19 protein-coding genes are annotated in these 18,155 nt (G+C 36.7%); 10 read left to right on the forward strand and 9 right to left on the reverse strand.

All coding sequences use genetic code 11. The annotated features are described in order from the left end of the window. Positions 1-94 precede the first annotated feature (94 nt). Genes gpmI through FG27_RS03970 form a run of 6 tightly spaced genes read left to right on the forward strand, consistent with a single transcriptional unit; the run spans position 95 to position 4,776 of the window. The gene (gene gpmI, locus FG27_RS03945; protein ID WP_037321936.1) at positions 95-1,612 is read left to right on the forward strand and encodes a 2,3-bisphosphoglycerate-independent phosphoglycerate mutase; all 1,518 of its coding nucleotides are present in this window, start codon (positions 95-97) and stop codon (positions 1,610-1,612) included. A gap of 5 nt (positions 1,613-1,617) precedes the next feature. Beyond that, entirely contained in the window at positions 1,618-2,151 is a 534-nt protein-coding gene (locus FG27_RS03950) for a thioredoxin family protein (RefSeq protein ID WP_051935754.1), read from the forward strand. Between the two features lie 48 nt (positions 2,152-2,199). Then, a complete protein-coding gene (locus FG27_RS03955) occupies positions 2,200-2,607 on the forward strand; it encodes a BT0820 family HAD-type phosphatase (RefSeq protein ID WP_037315789.1) in 408 nt (135 codons plus the stop codon). Positions 2,608-2,616: 9 nt separating this feature from the next. Beyond that, positions 2,617-3,441 (forward strand): type I methionyl aminopeptidase, encoded by an 825-nt coding sequence (gene map, locus FG27_RS03960; protein ID WP_037315792.1) that lies wholly within the window; start codon positions 2,617-2,619, stop codon positions 3,439-3,441. Further along, the gene (locus tag FG27_RS03965) at positions 3,425-3,988 is read left to right on the forward strand and encodes an HNH endonuclease (RefSeq protein ID WP_037315795.1); all 564 of its coding nucleotides are present in this window, start codon (positions 3,425-3,427) and stop codon (positions 3,986-3,988) included. Before map ends, FG27_RS03965 begins: the two co-directional genes overlap by 17 nt. 20 nt (positions 3,989-4,008) lie before the next feature. Next, positions 4,009-4,776 (forward strand): class I SAM-dependent methyltransferase, encoded by a 768-nt coding sequence (locus FG27_RS03970; protein WP_037315798.1) that lies wholly within the window; start codon positions 4,009-4,011, stop codon positions 4,774-4,776. Here the strand turns inward: FG27_RS03970 and FG27_RS03975 are convergent. From FG27_RS03975 to FG27_RS04010, 8 genes are read right to left on the reverse strand one after another with little or no spacing between them, the layout of a single operon-like run. Continuing rightward, positions 4,773-5,783, reverse strand: coding sequence for an FAD:protein FMN transferase (locus FG27_RS03975; protein WP_037315801.1), 1,011 nt, complete (start codon positions 5,781-5,783; stop codon positions 4,773-4,775). The genes FG27_RS03970 and FG27_RS03975 overlap by 4 nt on opposite strands. Positions 5,784-5,805: 22 nt before the next feature. Then, on the reverse strand, positions 5,806-6,162 hold the full coding sequence (locus tag FG27_RS03980) for a hypothetical protein (RefSeq protein ID WP_037315804.1): 357 nt from the start codon (positions 6,160-6,162) through the stop codon (positions 5,806-5,808). Positions 6,163-6,208: 46 nt separating this feature from the next. Beyond that, positions 6,209-7,495, reverse strand: a complete 1,287-nt coding sequence (gene nqrF / locus FG27_RS03985; RefSeq protein ID WP_037315807.1) for an NADH:ubiquinone reductase (Na(+)-transporting) subunit F — start codon at positions 7,493-7,495, stop codon at positions 6,209-6,211. 16 nt (positions 7,496-7,511) lie between these two features. After that, positions 7,512-8,126, reverse strand: a complete 615-nt coding sequence (gene nqrE, locus FG27_RS03990; RefSeq protein ID WP_037315810.1) for an NADH:ubiquinone reductase (Na(+)-transporting) subunit E — start codon at positions 8,124-8,126, stop codon at positions 7,512-7,514. Between the two features lie 26 nt (positions 8,127-8,152). Further along, positions 8,153-8,899 carry an NADH:ubiquinone reductase (Na(+)-transporting) subunit D gene (locus tag FG27_RS03995; RefSeq protein ID WP_037315812.1) on the reverse strand — a complete coding sequence of 249 codons (747 nt, stop codon included), beginning with the start codon at positions 8,897-8,899 and terminating at the stop codon, positions 8,153-8,155. Between the two features lie 2 nt (positions 8,900-8,901). Beyond that, the gene (locus FG27_RS04000; RefSeq protein ID WP_037315816.1) at positions 8,902-9,645 is read right to left on the reverse strand and encodes a Na(+)-translocating NADH-quinone reductase subunit C; all 744 of its coding nucleotides are present in this window, start codon (positions 9,643-9,645) and stop codon (positions 8,902-8,904) included. Between the two features lie 2 nt (positions 9,646-9,647). Further along, positions 9,648-10,829, reverse strand: a complete 1,182-nt coding sequence (locus tag FG27_RS04005; RefSeq protein ID WP_037315819.1) for an NADH:ubiquinone reductase (Na(+)-transporting) subunit B — start codon at positions 10,827-10,829, stop codon at positions 9,648-9,650. A 14-nt stretch (positions 10,830-10,843) separates the two neighbouring features. Then, entirely contained in the window at positions 10,844-12,187 is a 1,344-nt protein-coding gene (locus FG27_RS04010) for a Na(+)-translocating NADH-quinone reductase subunit A (RefSeq protein ID WP_037315822.1), read from the reverse strand. 172 nt (positions 12,188-12,359) lie between these two features. On the opposite strand from FG27_RS04010, the gene FG27_RS04015 reads away from it, so the two are divergent. The 3 genes from FG27_RS04015 to apaG are packed head-to-tail and all read left to right on the forward strand — an operon-like array spanning position 12,360 to position 15,107. Further along, the gene (locus tag FG27_RS04015) at positions 12,360-13,613 is read left to right on the forward strand and encodes a DUF5103 domain-containing protein (RefSeq protein ID WP_037315825.1); all 1,254 of its coding nucleotides are present in this window, start codon (positions 12,360-12,362) and stop codon (positions 13,611-13,613) included. A 21-nt stretch (positions 13,614-13,634) separates the two neighbouring features. Beyond that, a complete protein-coding gene (locus FG27_RS04020) occupies positions 13,635-14,717 on the forward strand; it encodes a DUF3667 domain-containing protein (protein ID WP_231563254.1) in 1,083 nt (360 codons plus the stop codon). Positions 14,718-14,720: 3 nt separating this feature from the next. Next, the gene (apaG, locus tag FG27_RS04025; protein ID WP_037315829.1) at positions 14,721-15,107 is read left to right on the forward strand and encodes a Co2+/Mg2+ efflux protein ApaG; all 387 of its coding nucleotides are present in this window, start codon (positions 14,721-14,723) and stop codon (positions 15,105-15,107) included. Here apaG and FG27_RS04030 read toward each other — a convergent pair. Next, positions 15,104-15,820 (reverse strand): NRDE family protein, encoded by a 717-nt coding sequence (locus FG27_RS04030; protein ID WP_037315832.1) that lies wholly within the window; start codon positions 15,818-15,820, stop codon positions 15,104-15,106. The two genes, apaG and FG27_RS04030, sit on opposite strands and share 4 nt — an antisense overlap. Before the next feature lie 138 nt (positions 15,821-15,958). Between FG27_RS04030 and pruA the strand changes: the two genes are divergently transcribed. Beyond that, entirely contained in the window at positions 15,959-17,602 is a 1,644-nt protein-coding gene (gene pruA, locus FG27_RS04035; protein ID WP_037315835.1) for an L-glutamate gamma-semialdehyde dehydrogenase, read from the forward strand. Positions 17,603-18,155 lie beyond the last annotated feature (553 nt).

Consider the following 18,155-nt stretch of genomic DNA (forward strand, 5'->3'; position numbering starts at 1 on the left):
AGCCGATACAACCATATTTAATAAAACATTAGCGGGTGTGCATTTAGCATACCGGCAATTTGTTTTTATCTTTACCCCCAAACCAATTAATATTATGAATAAGAAAGTTCTACTAATGATTTTAGATGGTTGGGGAATCACTCAAAACCCCGACGTTTCAGCTATTTCCAAAGCAAAAACTCCTTTCATGGATAGCATATTGGAGAAATATCCTCACGCCGAATTGCGCACCGATGGCATGCAAGTTGGGCTTCCAGAAGGACAAATGGGAAATAGTGAAGTAGGACATATGAATTTAGGCGCCGGCCGTATTGTTTACCAGGATTTAGTGAAAATAAACATGGCGGTTGAAAAAAATACGCTAAAAGATGAACCAGTGCTGGAAGAGGCATTTAATTATGCGATAAAAAATAACAAACCCATACATTTCATGGGACTTTTGAGTGATGGTGGAGTTCATTCTCATATTAATCATTTAAAAGGTTTACTTTCTGCAGCTGAAGAATTTGGTGTAAAAGAAAAATACGTACATGCTTTCACCGATGGTCGTGATGTAGATCCCCACTCAGGAAAAGCTTTTATTAAAGAAATTGAAGAACATTTAAAGAAAACCAACGGAAAGCTTGCTTCAGTGATAGGCCGTTATTTCGCGATGGACCGTGATAAACGTTGGGAAAGAGTGAAAAAAGCCTATGACCTTATCGTTAAAGGGGAAGGTACCAAAAGCACCAATGCTTCTGAAACTATCGCCAAAAGTTATCATAATGAAGTTAGCGACGAGTTTATAGAACCTATTGTGATGACTAACGAAGCTGGAGAACCGGTTGCCACACTAAAAGAAAAGGAAGTAGTTATTTTCTTCAATTTTAGAACGGATCGCGGAAGACAACTTACCCAGGCACTTACCCAGGATGATTTTCCGGAATATAATATGAAGAAATTACCGTTATATTATGTTACAGTAACAAAATATGACGACAGTTTTGAAGGAATAAATGTGGTTTTCAAGAAAGATAATATTAAGTCAACCTTAGGCGAAGTATTAGAATATATGGGGAAAAAGCAAATAAGAATTGCTGAAACCGAAAAGTATCCTCATGTAACTTTCTTCTTTAGCGGCGGCCGGGAAAAACCATTTAAAGGCGAAAAGCGTTTAATGTGCAGTTCGCCAAAGGTAGCCACCTACGATCTTCAGCCAGAAATGAGCGCCTTTGAGATTAGGGATAAGATTATTCCAGAACTTAAAAACGAATCAGCTGATTTTATTTGCCTGAATTTCGCAAATCCTGATATGGTGGGCCATACAGGAATTTTTGATGCAGCTGTAAAAGCTGTTGAAACCGTAGATTCTTGCGCAAAAGATGTGGCAGAAACTGCCCTGGAAAATGATTATTCCGTCATAATAATCGCCGATCATGGGAATAGTGAAATTATGATCAACGAAGACGGAAGCCCAAACACCGCACATACCACGAGTCCGGTTCCATTAATCTTATTGGATAAAGACATAAAATCAATTAAAAGCGGTAAGCTAGGGAACATTGCTCCGACTATCCTAAAGTTAATGGGCATAGATCAGCCGGAAGTAATGACTGAAGATCCCCTAATTTAATTTAAATGATAAATAAAATTGCATTAATATTCTTGAGTGTTTTCTTAATCTCGGGAGAAGTAGTTGAAGAAAAAGAAAGTTTAAACCGTAGTAATTCAGTAGAAATTCTTTTAGGAGAATTTAAACAGGCCGACCTGGAGAAACCACCATATTCAAGTTGGTTTAAGCCCGGTTATGAACACTTCGAGCCTAAGAAAAAAGCTTTAAAAACCATAGCCAATAATATTCACGATTATGAAATCCTGATGTTTATGGGAACCTGGTGTGGAGACAGCCGATATGAAGTTCCAAAGTTTTTTAAGCTTTTAGATGAAGTGGATTTTAATAAAGATAATCTTACAAATATTGCGGTAAACCGGGCCAAAAAAGCACCGGGTGAGCTTGATGAGGAATATGGAATTCATCGTGTGCCGACTATTATTTTCCTAAAAGATGGAAAAGAAGTGAATAGATTTGTAGAATATTCTGTAGAAAGCCTGGAAGAAGATATAGCCAACATAGTTTCAGGAAAAGAATATATAGACCCATATTCAGAATAAACAGGCGCTTACGAAGAAATACTCGGTAAATCTTGCTAATTTTGCCTTATGCCCTATTCATTAACCATAGCAGTAGATTTTGACGGAACTATTGTGGAAAATAAGTTTCCTGAAATTGGGAAACCAAAACTTTTCGCCTTTGAAACCTTAAAAAAACTGCAGGAAGATGGGCACCGCCTTATTCTATGGACCTATAGGGCTGAAGATAAATTGGAGGAAGCTGTTCAGTTTTGCAGGAAAAGAGGAATTGAATTTTATGCTATTAACAAAAGTTATCCTGAAGAGGTTTTTGAAGAAAATATAAGTCGCAAGATTCTTGCCGACATTTTTATAGATGACCGAAATATAGGTGGTATGTGGGGTTGGGGTGAGATCTATCAAAGATTAAAAGACCGATCCATAATCAAGGAGGAAAAAAAAGGAAAGAAGAAATTCGGATTTTTAGGCCGATTTTAAATTCAATATATGATAATTACCAAGAATTCAGAAGAAATTGAATTGATGCGCGAAAGCGCTTTAATCGTATCTAAAACACTGGGGATGCTTGCACCGCATATTAAACCCGGAGTTACTACATTGGAATTAGATAAAATGGCCGAAGAATTTATTCGTGACCATGGAGCAGAACCTGGCTTTTTGGGAATGTACGATTTTCCTAACTCACTTTGTATGAGTCCTAATGCACAAGTGGTGCATGGAGTTCCTAACGATAAACCCATGAATGAGGGCGATATAATATCTATAGATTGTGGTGCACTTAAAAATGGATTTTATGGTGATCATGCTTATACTTTTGAAGTTGGTGAAGTAAAACCCGAAGTAAAAGCATTGCTAAAGGCCACAAAAGAGTCTTTATATGTTGGTATTCGTGAATTTAAAGTGGGAAATCGCGTAGGTGATGTAGGTTATGCCATCCAAAAATATACTGAAGATAAAGGCTATGGCGTGGTAAGAGAGTTGGTAGGACACGGCCTTGGTGCCCAAATGCACGAAGATCCTGAAATGCCAAATTATGGTAAAAGGGGTCGGGGTAAAAAGTTTATTGAGGGTATGGTTGTAGCCATTGAACCTATGATAAATTTAGGAACAAGAAGAATTAAACAAATGCCCGATGGCTGGACCATTTTAACGGCAGATAATAAAGCCAGTGCTCATTTTGAACACGATGTTGCAATTGTAGATGGTAAACCACAACTTCTATCTACTTTCGACTATATTTATGAAGCTTTAGGAATTGAAAGTGATGAAGAAGATGAGTTTAAAGCCGGGGTATATGGTAAAGAATTATAGAGGTGAAGTTTGGAAAAAACTTCATAAAGAAGAGTGGCAGGATCGCTTTGTATACGATATTTCCAGTTATGGTAGGGTTATTAGCTATGTGCAAAACCCTGAAGGAGAATTAATTAATGGCGGCAGAACCAATGGATACCTTAGCTTCTCGCCCAGAATATTAAACGGAAAGCATAAAACTTACTATATTCACAGGATTGTAGCAGAGCTTTTTCTGGATAAGAATGATGACGATAAATTTGTAATCCATAAGAATTTTAAAAAGGATGATAATCGTGTTGAAAACCTTGCCTGGACTAATCAGGAAGAATGGGTAAAGCACCAGCACAATAGTCCCGGGGTAAAAGAAAATAAACGAAAGCGAAAATTAAGAAGAGTAGTCACCTATTCTAAACTAACCTACGCACAGGCTGTAATTCTTAAAAAGAAACTTTTAGACCCTAACCGAAAAACAAGGATAAAAGTACTTGCCAAGCAATTTGGAGTATCAGAAATGCAATTATATCGAATTAAATCTGGTGAAAACTGGGGAGATATCAAAGTCTAAATTGGGATTAGAGATTTTTAATGAAGAAGCTTTTTAAAGTAGTTTTAAATACCGTTCCCAGACCTTTACTGATAAGGTTGAGCTATTGGATAAAACCTTTCTTTAAATACGCGCTCCGCGGAAATACCTACACCGATCCTATAGATGGTAAAAGCTTCTCCAGGTTTCTACCTTACGGATATATCAACCAGCGCGAGAATGTACTTTCTCCCTCTACCCTTTCCCTGGAAAGGCACCGTTTACTTTGGTTATATCTAAAAAATGAGACTGATTTTTTTACGAAGAGACTAAAAGTACTTCACTTTGCACCAGAACAGGCATTCTACAAACGTTTTAGAAAGCTCAAAAACCTCGATTACACTACTACCGACCTAAATTCTCCTTTAGCCGATGTAGAAGCTGATATTTGCGATCTTCCGTTTAAAGAAAATGAATTCGATTTTATTCTCTGCAATCATGTTTTAGAACATATTCCTGATGACACCAAAGCAATGCAGGAACTCTATCGTATTTTAAAGCCAGGAGGTACGGCTATTTTACAAATTCCGCAAGATCTAAATCGAGCTGTAACTTTTGAAGATGACTCCATCACCGATAGAAAAGAACGCGAACGTATTTTTGGCCAATATGACCACGTAAGAATCTACGGGAGCGATTATTTTGAAAAACTTAGAAAGATTGGTTTTAAAGTAGAAGAAGTAGCTTACACCACTCAACTATCTGCCGAGGAAATTGATAAATATCGATTAGCAAAAGGAGAAGTTATTCCTGTTTGTTATAAGCGCTAATCTCTTAAGGCTTCGTCAAAACCTTCTGAAGAAAAGATTCTGATGCTTTCTGCTTCATCTGCATATATAAAATAAACATCTACATTTTCAATTCGCCTCAACATTTCTAAAGATTTTTCATACCCCAATGCCATAAAAGCGGTGGCATAACCATCTGCCAGAGTGCAGTTTTCAGCAAGAACAGACGCACTTAGTAAATCACTTTTTTCTGCTTCGCCGGTTAAGGGATTTATAGTATGCACAAAGCGTTTTCCTGTAGTAGAGTCTACCCTAAATTTTCTATAGTTCCCAGAAGTAGCCATAGCGCGATCGTTTAAAGCCAAAACGCTTTGGAAAGTACGTTCTTCATTAGTTTGCTGCGGGTTATCTATAGCAACCATCCAATCGGCCTCCTTTTCAATATTACGGCCTCTAGCCACTAATTCCCCACCCAATTCAATTAGATAGTTTTCAACATTTTTAGAGTCTAAATATTCAGCAATAACATCTATGGTGTAGCCTTTTGCAATGGCATTAAAATCGAGATAGATATCAGGATTTTCTTTTCTAATAAAATTATCTTCGGTTAATTCAACTTTATCAAAGCCTACCAATTCTTTAATAGAATCTAATTGTGAGGCTTCCAATTCGTTTAAAGGCTTATCGGGGCCAAATCCATAAGCATTGACTAAACTACCCACCGTTGGATCAAAATAGCCCTCACTTTCATTAAAAATCTTTTGAGAGTATTTAAAAACCTGCTGGAAATGGCTATCAACCTCAATATCTTCAGCCCCTGAATTTATTCTGGAGATATCAGAATCGGTTTGATAAGTACTCATGGAAGAGTTAATCATCTCAAAAATTGAATCTAAAGCTTTTTTAGTATTAAAGTCTTCTGAAGAAAAATATTTCACCTGGTACGTTGTTCCCAATGCTTTACCGGTTTCAGTATAGACTTGAGGACCATCACTCGTACAGGAAATAAAAAATAAAACGACAAGGAAACTAAGCGCAACTTTTTTCATGGAATAGGTTAATTCTATTTAATTAAATTTCCTGCCAGGATTCATAATTCACTACATATTCTTCCCCGTGCATCACAGGCTTCTCGTAATCTGCCGAGTTAGCCAATCCTACACCGGCATAGAAAGTTCTGGCATTAAATTTAAGGGCATGTTCTTTTATAGATTTTAAAAAGGCAATATCATAGTCCCTGGGGTCGTGTGGATATTCTATAGCCCTAACAATAACAAAATGAAGCTTTTTATCTTTTAAAGCTACAAACTGCGGATCTCGTTTAAACTCACTATTTACCCCAAGAAATTCGTAACCATTTTTCTCGAGTTCATTTCCAACAATATTCATTGCCAGGTTATGTAATTCCTGATCACTTAATTTACCCATAGTACAAAAATAAAAAATCCCGCTTTAGAAAGCGGGATTTAATTTTTTATCCTCCAAAATCATCAAATCTGATGTTCTCATCTGGTACGCCAAAATCTTCGGCCATTTTCTGTACCGCTTTATTCATAAGTGGCGGCCCACAGAAGTAAACTTCAATATCTTCAGGTTCTTCGTGATGGCTTAAATAGTTGTCTATTACTACCTGGTGAATAAACCCTACAAAACCGTCTCCTTCCGCATCAAGGCTATCCTTCACTTTCCAATTATCTTCCTCCATAGGCTCAGAAAGCGCTAAATAGAATTTAAAGTTTGGAAAATCTCTTTCTAATGCTCTAAAATGTTCTGTATAAAATAATTCTCTTTTAGATCTACCTCCATACCAGTAAGTAACTTTTCTACCGGTTTGCAAAGTACGGAAGAGGTGATATAAGTGTGAACGCATAGGCGCCATTCCGGCTCCTCCACCTACATAAAGCATTTCAGCTTCACTTTGGTTTATAAAGAATTCTCCATAAGGTCCAGAGATAGTTACTTTATCTCCTTTTTTTCTTGAAAATATATAAGAAGATGCTATTCCAGGATTTACATCCATCCAACCATCTTTAGCTCTATCCCAGGGCGGAGTTGCAATACGTACATTAAGCATAATTTCACGTCCTTCTGCAGGATAGGAAGCCATTGAGTAAGCACGCTCCACTGTTTCAGGATTTTTCATAACTAGAGGCCAAAGCTTAAACTTATCCCATTCAGCTTTAAACATTTCTGGACTATCGTGCTCTTCCGGGTGAGCAGTAATATCCATATCTTCAAATTTAACCTCGCATTTAGGAATTTCAATTTGAATATATCCTCCTGCTTTGTAATCCATATCTTCAGGAATTTCTACTACAAATTCCTTGATAAAAGAGGCTACGTTATAATTTCTCATTACGGTAGCTTCCCATTTCTTAATACCAAAAACCTCTTCAGGAATGGTAATTTTCATATCTTCTTTAACCTTTACCTGGCAACCAAGGCGCCAACCCTGGGCGATCTCTTTTCTCGTAAAATGAGGTTCTTCAGTGGGCAAAATTGCGCCTCCACCTTCTTTTACGATACATTTACATTGCACACAGGTTCCACCACCACCACAGGCAGAGGGTAAGAATAATTTATTATCACCTAAAGTAGAAAGTAAAGTTCCTCCAGAACCTACTTCCATATCTTTTTCCCCATTTACGTTTATGGTAACAGGTCCCGATGGCGCTAATTTGGCCTTCGCTCCCAGTAATACAGAAACCAATATGAGTATTAATGCTAAAAATACTAGTACACTTGCTATTATAACTGTCATAATCTTTCTTTTGCGATTATAATTTAATTCCCATAAAACTCATAAAACCTAAAGCCATAAGCCCGGTGATAATGAATGTAATTCCTAATCCTTTTAAAGGAGCAGGCACATTAGAGTAAGCTATTTTTTCACGAATAGCTGCGATTCCAAGAATTGCGAGGAACCAACCAATACCACTACCAAAACCATAAGTTATAGCTTCTGTAATAACACTAAAGTCTTTTTGTTGCATAAATAAGGCTCCACCAAGAATTGCACAGTTTACTGCGATAAGTGGTAAGAAAATACCCAATGCACCATAAAGTGCGGGAGCAAATTTCTCAACAATCATTTCTACAAGTTGTACCATAGATGCAATAACTGCAATAAACATAATGAAACTTAGAAAACTAAGATCTACGTTTGCAAATTCATCTCCTAACCAGGTTAAAGCACCAGCCTTAAGAAGATAGTTATCTAAAAGGTAGTTGATAGGTACTGTAATTGTAAGTACAAAAATTACTGCGGCACCTAAACCAACAGCTGTTTTTACTGTTTTTGATACTGCCAAATAGGAACACATCCCTAGGAAGTAGGCAAAAATCATATTTTCTATGAAAATACTCCTGACAAATAAGTTTATATAATCCATTCTATATTTTTTAGCTGTTTATGCTTTTAGTTTTCCTCTATTAGTTTACGGTTTCTTGCACGTTGTACCCAAATAAGTAGGCCAACTACAATAAGCGCCATTGGTGATAACAGCATAAGCCCATTATCTACATATCCCAGTGCATATAAACCGGTAGATTCAGCATCGGTTACACCTTTGTGACCTAATACTTCAAAACCAAATAATTTACCAGAACCTAAAAGTTCACGAAAGAATGCTACAATGATTAAGATCAATCCATATCCGGCAGCATTTCCAACCCCATCAAGAAAAGATTTATAAACACCATTTCCTAAAGCAAAAGCTTCTAAACGTCCCATTACAATACAGTTCGTAATAATCAATCCAATAAATACGGAAAGTTGTTTACTCACATCATAGGCATAAGCCTTTAAAACCTGGTCTACAAGAGCCACAAGAGAAGCCACAACTACTAGCTGTACAATAATCCTAATTCTACTCGGAATCATATTCCGCAGCATAGAAACAATCATATTACTAAATGCCATAACCGCTACTACGGCAATAGCCATAACCACTGCAGGTTCTAATTGAACGGTAATTGCCAAAGCAGAACAAATACCAAGTACCTGTACCGTAATTGGGTTATTGTCATCCAATGGATCTGTCAATAATTTCCTGTTTCCTTTAGAGAGAAAATGTTCTTTTTCTTCTGAACTGGATAAGAACAGAATCATTTCTTTCTTCTTTTTTTCCTTTTCTTCGGAAATATTTAATTTTTCTTTATCCATAATTATTGAATTGCAACTTTAATATCTTTCTGCTGTTCAAAATAAGGCAGGTAATACTGAAGCCTATTTGAAATCATATCTGAAACCCCATCTCCTGTAATTGTAGCACCAGAGATAGCATCTACCTGATTATCGTCTTTATCTGAAGGATCTATATCACCTTTAACTACAGAAACTCCAACAAGATTTCCACTTTCATCAAAAATCTTTTCATCTGCAAAGCTTTCCTTAAACCATTGTTTGGTGATTTCGGCTCCTAAACCTGGAGTTTCCCCAAGGTGATCAAAAGTAGCCCCCTTAATAGTATTTACATCGTCCTTAAGGGAAATATATCCAAAAATAGCATTCCAAAGTCCATTACCACGAAGTGGTACAATGTAATACTTCTCACCCTCTACATCGGCAACATATAAGGGGAAAATTTGTTCATTATCTTCCCTCTTTATTTCCTTTGCAAGGTCTACTGTAAAAGCATCTACATCTTCTGCTACAGAGCCGTCATACATCAAAGCGACTTCTTCTGTAATATGTTTATCATATAATGCCTCGGCCCCGGCTCTATCGGTTTCAATACCAATAGTTGCAAGAATACTTTGCATTTTTTCCTGGCGTACATTCTCTCGTTGTATTGGTTGAAGAGAAGTAGCGGTAAATGATAATACAACGGCAACCACCAACACCATAACTATGGCGAATATAAACGTGTAGCCGTTACTGTTTGTTTTATTTACTGATTTTTCTTCCATAACTAAACTGCTGTTTCCACTTGACCGGTGGCTGTTTTTACTCTATTCCTTCTGCGCTTAACATTAGACTGTATTACGTAATGGTCTATTGTTGGAGCAAATACATTCATCAATAAAATAGCCAACATTATCCCTTCCGGATATGCCGGGTTAAAAACCCTGATCATTACTGCCAGAAAACCTATTAGAAAACCATAAATCCATTTTCCTTTTAAGGTTTGTGCTGCAGAAACTGGATCTGTCGCCATAAATACAATTCCAAAAGCTAAACCTCCAACAATAAGATGTTGGTACCAGGGGAAGTTGGTTAAATTATTACCCTCAATTCCCATAGATGGCAATGCATTAAAAATCAAGGCCATTGCTGCTGCACCTAAAATAGCACTTACAATTATTCGCCAGCTACCTACTTTAGTCAACACCAGAAGCAATGCTCCGGCCAGTATACATATCGTAGAAGTTTCGGCAATAGAACCGGGGATTACCCCAGAGAACATCTCCATTGCTGAATAGCTCGCATTTTCTCCAGCTGCTAAAGATCCTAATATTGTTTCTCCAGAAATTGCATCTACATTATAAGCTTCACTAACCCATACCTGGTTTCCAGACATATAGGTTGGATAAGCAAAAAATGCAAAAGCCCTGGCTGTTAAAGCCGGGTTTAAAATGTTCATTCCTGTACCTCCAAATGCTTCTTTACCAACTAAAACAGCAAATACTACTGAAAGTCCTACCATCCACAATGGGATATCAATAGGCATAATCATTGGGATTAACAAACCGGTTACCAAATAACCTTCGTTTACCTCGTGCCCTCTAAAAATTGCAAAAGCGAATTCAATTCCTAAACCTACCCCGTAAGAAACGGCTACCATAGGAAGAATCTTCAAGGCTCCGTGACCAAAAGCTTCCCAAAAAGTAAAAGCTTCCCCTAATTGGGAGTAATGCTGATATCCAGCATTCCACATTCCAAATAAAAGTGCTGGTATAAGTGCAACTACAACTGTAATCATAGTACGCTTTAAATCTACCGCATCTCTAATATGAGCTCCCTTTTGAGTGGTATGATTAGGAGTAAATAAGAAAGTATCCAGAGCGTTTACTGCCGGTGCATACTTCTCATATTTTTTCCCCTTCCCAAAGGGTTCTTTTATTTTATCTAATCTTTGTCTTATCCATTCCATATTCTAACTTCTTTTTAACCTACTTCAGTAATCATTAAATCCAAACCTAAACGAATAACTTCCTGAATTTCGATTTTGGAAGTATTTACATATTCTACAGCTGCAAAATCTTCAGGAGCTACTTCATAGATCCCAAGGTTTTCCATCTTTTCAATATCTCCCGCCATACAAGCTTTAATTAGCTGCATAGGAAAAAGATCCATTGGCAAAACCTCTTCCATTTCTCCAGTTACTACCAGGGCTCTTTCTTCCCCGTTTAAATTGGTAGTAGGTTTGAATTTCTTATTTGGAAACATCCAGGATAAAGAAGTTTTTGAATTTGAATGAATGTTATTATAAGTAAATGGTAACCATCCAAACATTCGGTAATTATTCCCTTCAGGAATAAGTGTTAGAGCGTTATCAAAAAATCCAATATATTGATTATTTGACAGTTTAGTACCCGTTAGTACATTCCCAGATATAATTCTAATATCATCTGGAACCTGCCCAATAAGGTCTGCAGCACTAGCACCAATTAAAGTATCGTAGTATTTTCTATCTTTTGCTTCACTTCCAGTTAAGGCAATGGTTCTTTTAGCTAGATATCTTCCAGTTAGGAACAAATCACCAATTACGCTAACATTTTCCGGATTAACCGTCCAAACGCGCTCCCCCTGATTAATAGGGTTAATTTTATGAATTTGAACACCAACATTTCCTGCAGGATGCGGTCCAGAAACGTGATGAAGCTCCACACCTTTAATATCTGAAAGATATTGAGCTGAAGATTTATCTACTGAAAGATGCACTTTACCCGGAGTTAATTTCTTCAACGCATTTATTCCTTCCTGAAAAGAAGCCACTTTATCTTTAAGAATAAAACCCCAGTCTGGAGCTAATGGCGCTGTACTAACAGCAGAAATAAATATCGCCTTTGGAGTATCTTTTGGATCAGCTACAATATCGTAAGGACGTTGATTAATAAAGGCACCACATCCACTTTCCAGGATACGAGCTTTAATTGCTTCTGCATCTGTAGAAGAAGCATCTAACTTACCAAATTCTTTATAGCCATCTTCAGGATCCGCCTCTATAATCACCTCCATTACTCTACGTTTATCACCGCGCTTAATTTCTTTAAGCGTCCCGCTAACAGGACTGGTAAAACGTACTTCTTCAGTGTATTTAGAAAAGAATATTTCATCGCCTGCAAGAAGTTTCGCTCCTTCTTTTACTACCATTTTTGGTACTACTGCATGAAAATCTGGCGGTTTGATAGCGTAGGTTTTAGATCTTGGAGCTTTTACAAGTTCCTTTTCTGCCTCTCCTTCTAATTGTAGAGATAAACCTCTTTTAATTCGAATGTCTTTTGACATAGGATGGAGTGTATGTTAAAAATTTTTTGTTTTAAAGTCGTGCAAATTTAAGAATTTTAACCGCACATATCCCAAGAAATCAAAGAATTTTCAACGACTGAAACTGTTAAAATGAAATGTTAAAAATTTCGGAATAAGATTTGTAAGTACATTTGCATAGATTCTACTTCTAATGAAAAACTATTTCCTGCTTCTTTCCCTTACAATGCTATCGCTAAAACTGGTAGCTCAGGCTGTTGAAGAAAACATTGCACCAAACTACATTAGAAGCATACAGTTATACGGGAACTCACAAACCAACACCGGAAATCCAGTATTGAGACTGGGGGAAGGTCTAACTTTGAAATTCGATGATATTATTGGTGACGAAGCCGATTATTATTACACTATAGAACATTACAACTACGACTGGACACCTACCCCACTTGCAAAATCTGAATATTTAACAGGCTTTGATGATATTAGAATCTTTAATTATTTGAATTCCTATAACACGCTACAACCATTTTCCCACTACGAACTCAAAATACCTAATGAAGATACTGGCGGATTCAAGGTAAGCGGGAATTACATGATCAAGATCTTTAACAGCGAAAAAGAACTGGTTTTCTCCCGAAAATTTATGGTTTACGAAAATATAGCCCAGGTTAGGGTTAATCTTCGGCGTTCCAGAAATCTTGAATTTATTGATGAAAAACAAGTGGTTAACTTTAGTATAGAATCTTCAGACCTAATTCTTAAAAATCCTGATAATAATGTTAAGATTCTTATCACGCAAAACCACAATTTAAAGACTGCGATCAAGAATATAAAACCACAATATAATATTGGGAATGAACTGGTTTATAGATACGATAATGAAACGGCCTTTTGGGGCGGCAATGAATATACTCAGTTCGACAATAAAGAACTAAGAGCCACTTCAGCCGATATCTCATCGGTTGCATTAAAGGAACTCTACCACCATTATTTATTTCCAGACCGTACTCGGGCTAACGAACCCTACACCTACAATCCAGATATAAACGGGCAGTTTGTAATAAGAAGCTTACCCGCTGAAAATCCCTCCATTGAAGCAGAATATGTTTGGGTGCATTTTAATCTGGAAAACTATTCAGAATTAGACGGCGGCGAAGTACATATTTACGGGGGTTTCAATAATTTTATTTTAGATAAAAGCACCCAGTTGGATTATAACGAAAATTCCGATCTTTACGAAGGCGCCAGACTTTTTAAGCAGGGGTTTTATAATTACAAATATGTACTGAAACGTACTGATGGAACGATTGATGAAGGATTTTTTACCGGAAATTTTGACGAAACCGAAAACTCCTACCAGGTTTTAGTCTATTACCGAAGTCCCGGCTCAAGATACTACCGATTAATAGGAACTGGCAGCGCAAATTCTACCGGAATAACCAACTAAGCGACTAACCAATTCATCACAATGATGACACGCAGTAGATACGATCTAAAGCATAGGGGCTCTAAATGTCTTAACTGTGAGCATCCGCTGGATAAAAGTGATAAATATTGCCCCAGCTGTGGACAATTAAACAGCACTAAAAAATTAAAATTCGACGATTTTTTTTCTGAATTTTTCTCAGGAATTTTCGCCTACGACTCCAGGTTTCATCGTACACTGCGGGTTTTGCTATTTTCCCCTGGAAAGATTTCCAAAGAGTATATTGAAGGAAAGAGGATGCGCTACGCCAATCCTTTTAAATTTTATTTAAGTGCCTCGATTATCTTTTTTCTAATTTGGGGTTTTGGAAATTCTTTTCAAAATTTAGAACCTATAGTCGATAATGCCGAATTAGAGCAATTTGCACAAGACAGCCTCGCCACACCAAACCTAATTCCCACCCCGGGCGGTGGTGAAATTAATTTAGATTCTTTAATTACCAATCAACAAAGAAATGCAAAACGTTCCTACAAAGAATTGTATGTGCCCACAGAAGATATAGATACCATGACCTACCTGGATGCGGGAAGTTTAAAATTCGATATTTATTCAAGATTTTATAAAGAAACGACTATTAGAAATGCGGAAACTGCGATGGACAGTCTTTCATATCGCCAAACCGCATACAACCATTGGCTCTACAAGAAAGCGGTAGATTGGAATACTTTAAAAGAAAACCCGGGAATCTTTTTAAACTATTTCATCAATAAAATGCCTTTTATTATTTTCTTCTACCTGCCGGTTTTCGCCCTCTTTATTTGGTTTCTATACATTAGGCGCCCTTTTAATTATATTGAACATTTAATTTTTACTTTTCACGTACAAACTACGTTTTTCATTCTTCTAAGTTTAGAGCTTTTTCTAGATTATATTTTTCCCGGAAACTGGGCCTTTACTCTTTTCAATTTTATTTTCGCTTTTTATTTATATAAAGCATTGCGTGGTTTTTATAACCAGGGACGTGTTAAAACGATTGTAAAGTTTATACTGCTAAACTTTATATTTTTTATTTTAGCAGGAATTGCAGCAATAATTTCAATTTTAGCATCTTTCGCTATATATTAATATATGATTCAGCAAGTTACAAGAGGCATAAAAATTTCGGTTAACACCAATTTTGAAGGTACTTTCTTAAAGAACCTTGGCTCTCGTTTTGCTTTTTCCTATCATATAACTATTGAGAACCAAAGCAACGACTCGGTGCAGTTAACTTCTCGTTTTTGGAAGATCAAGGATGCTTTAAATAATACCGAAATTGTACAGGGAGAGGGCGTAATTGGGCAAAAACCGGTTTTAAAACCCGGCGAATCGCACACCTATCAAAGCGGCTGCCTCTTAAGCTCACCTTTTGGCTCTATGAGTGGTTATTACAATATGATAAGTTTCACCTCAACCCGAAAATTTAGAGTTAAAATCCCAACTTTTAAACTAAGCGCTCCTTATGCTTTAAATTAAAGTCCCGGAAATTCTTTATTATTTATTTCTCCTTTTTGAAGATCTTCATATTTAAAATTTAATTTCTCAGGTAAAAATTCTATTTGCGAAATACTTTTCGTTTTCAGGAAACCACGGTCAATAATTAGATCGATTTCCTTATCCCCTTTCCCGGCGGAATGATGAAATTCCCAAAGATTCTTAGCCGAAAGATCTTTTTCCTTCTGAAAAGTAGAAAACCATTCTTCCCTAAGTTTTTTCATTTCTGCATCATATAAAGGTGAAGAAGACCAAATTTGTGGCTGAAGCGGTAATCTCTTAAAATGCTTCTTTCTACCATCCCACACAAATTCAGCAAAAAATAAATCGGAAGACCAATCGGCTATAACCACGGTAAAGGGTTCAATATTTTCCAGGTTATAGTTGCGAATTTCAGAATCAATATTATCAGCACTAAGCCAGTCCTTTAAAACAACACCCCTGCTTTTTCGGTAAGAATCTTCACGTTTATGCGCTAAAAAACCACCATTCATTAAGCATAATACTCTTTTCTTTTCACTTACCCCAATCCAGCTTCCTCCGGCCACTGCATCTTCAGGTAAAAGCAGGCGAGTATTATTTTCTTGCTTAAAATCGGGCAAATAGGTTTTTCTTTCAGTCGCTTCGTCGCGGTTAGATGTTAAGATAAATCCGTTAGTATTCTCAGGATGAGTTGTAAGGCTTATAGTGCACATAAAATTTTCTTAATAAAAATGCTTAATTTACAAAAATAGTTAAGCTTTCGTGAATGCGCTTTCTGAAGGAATAAAAATCACCTAATTTTTTTACCTTTATGCTCAGAATAATTAAAAACCAAAAAATATATAATTACTATGGGAAAAGGATTTTTTCACGTTCCACAGGCGGTTAACGAGCCAGTAAAATCTTATGCGCCGGGAACCCCGGAAAGGGAAGAAGTTTTACTCACTTATAAAGACTTATACAATTCCAATATGGAAGTACCTCTTTATATTGGATCTGAAGCTATAAAAACTGGAGATACGGCAGATATTCGTCCTCCACATGATCACAAACATAAAGTAGGAACTTACCATCTTGCCAAGAAAAAGCATATAGAGCAAGCTATAGATGAAGCTCTAAAAGCCAGAGAAAGATGGTCTAAATTGGAATGGGAACAGCGTGCTGCCGTATTTTTAAAAGCAGCCGATCTTATTGCAGGACCTTACCGTTCCAGAATTAATGCTGCTACAATGATTGGGCAGTCAAAAAATATCTACCAGGCAGAGATAGATGCAGCTTGTGAGTTATGTGACTTTTTACGTTTTAACGTAGAATACATGTCAGATATGTACAATGAGCAACCAGAATCTTCTGATGGAAACTGGAACCGCGTTGAATATAGACCGTTAGAAGGTTTTGTTTATGCAATTACCCCTTTTAACTTTACCGCTATTTCTGGAAATCTTCCTTCGAGCGCTGCCCTTATGGGTAATGTTGCTGTTTGGAAACCTAGTGACAGCCAGATCTTTTCTGCACAGGTGATTATGGAAGTATTTAAAGAAGCTGGCTTGCCAGATGGTGTTATTAATATGGTTATGGGAGATCCAGAGATGATCACCAATACTGTACTTGACAGCCCTGATTTTGCTGGAATTCACTTTACTGGGAGTACCAATGTATTTAAAGGAATTTGGGGTAAAATTGGAAATAACATCCAGAAGTATAAAACCTATCCAAGAATTGTGGGAGAAACAGGTGGAAAAGACTTTATCGTAGCCCACCCAACTTCAAACCCAAAACAAGTAGCAACTGCAATTTCACGTGGTGCTTTTGAATACCAGGGACAAAAATGTAGTGCAGCTTCTAGAGTTTACCTACCAAAAAGTCTATGGCCAGAGATTCAGGAATTTGTAAGAGAAGATTTAGAATCTTTTAAAATGGGATCTCCTGAAGATATGACGAACTTTATCAATGCAGTAATCCACGAGGGTGCATTCGATAAATTAGCTAGTTATATTGATAAAGCTAAAAAAGACAAAGACGCAGAAGTTGTAATTGGAGGAAATTACGATAAATCTGAAGGTTATTTTATAGAGCCAACTGTAATTCTTACTACAGATCCTCATTATACAACTATGGAAACCGAATTATTCGGTCCTGTAGTAACTATATATGTATATGATGATAAAAATTATAGTGAAGAAAAATGGAGAGACTTGCTAAAAACCGTTGATAATACAAGTATCTACGGACTTACAGGCGGAGTTTTCTCTGGAGACCGTTATATGGCCGCTGTTGCCACAGATGTATTACAAAATGCAGCAGGTAACTTCTACATTAATGATAAGCCAACCGGTGCCGTAGTAGGGCAACAACCATTTGGTGGAGCTAGATCTAGTGGTACTAACGATAAAGCCGGTTCTAAAATGAACTTGCTAAGATGGGCCTCAGTTAGATTAATTAAAGAAACTTTTGTTCCAGCAACAGATTACAGATACCCATTTTTGGGAGAGTAGTTTTGTAGGAAATTAACTTACAGTAAGCCACAGCTTCAAAAGCTGTGGCTTTTTTTTGTTTAATAGGCGCTTACTGGAATAATATTAATTTATTTAAGCTATTATTCCTGAAGTAAGTTTGATTCCTGGTAAACCAAAGATTTCAGATCATAGAGAGAATAGGATCGAAATTCCTATACCGGCTCCCGCCATTTGTTGTGATAGGCTATTATTAGATAATCCTAAGCTATTAAGTGGACTTAACACCCCGATTATTAGTAAATAACGCCCTTTTAATTGATGGTATCCCGGAAGATATATTTCGGTTAATTTAAAATAAGAATTTATAATAAAGATAATACCAACTTCAATTTAAAGCAAGTTCTAAAATTGGAAATCAAATTAAGGAAAAAGCTAAACTTAGGATTGAAATTGAACTCTCGAAGATTCCCGTCACCCAGCCCTTATATTGGAATGATAAGTTAAGTGATAGCATCAAAAATCTTAGGCAAGGTGGATACCTCGCAACGTCGAAATCGAAAACTGATAGGTTCTAAATAGTTTTAGCAATAAA

This window comes from Salegentibacter sp. Hel_I_6 (genome assembly GCF_000745315.1).
GTDB lineage: Bacteria > Bacteroidota > Bacteroidia > Flavobacteriales > Flavobacteriaceae > Salegentibacter.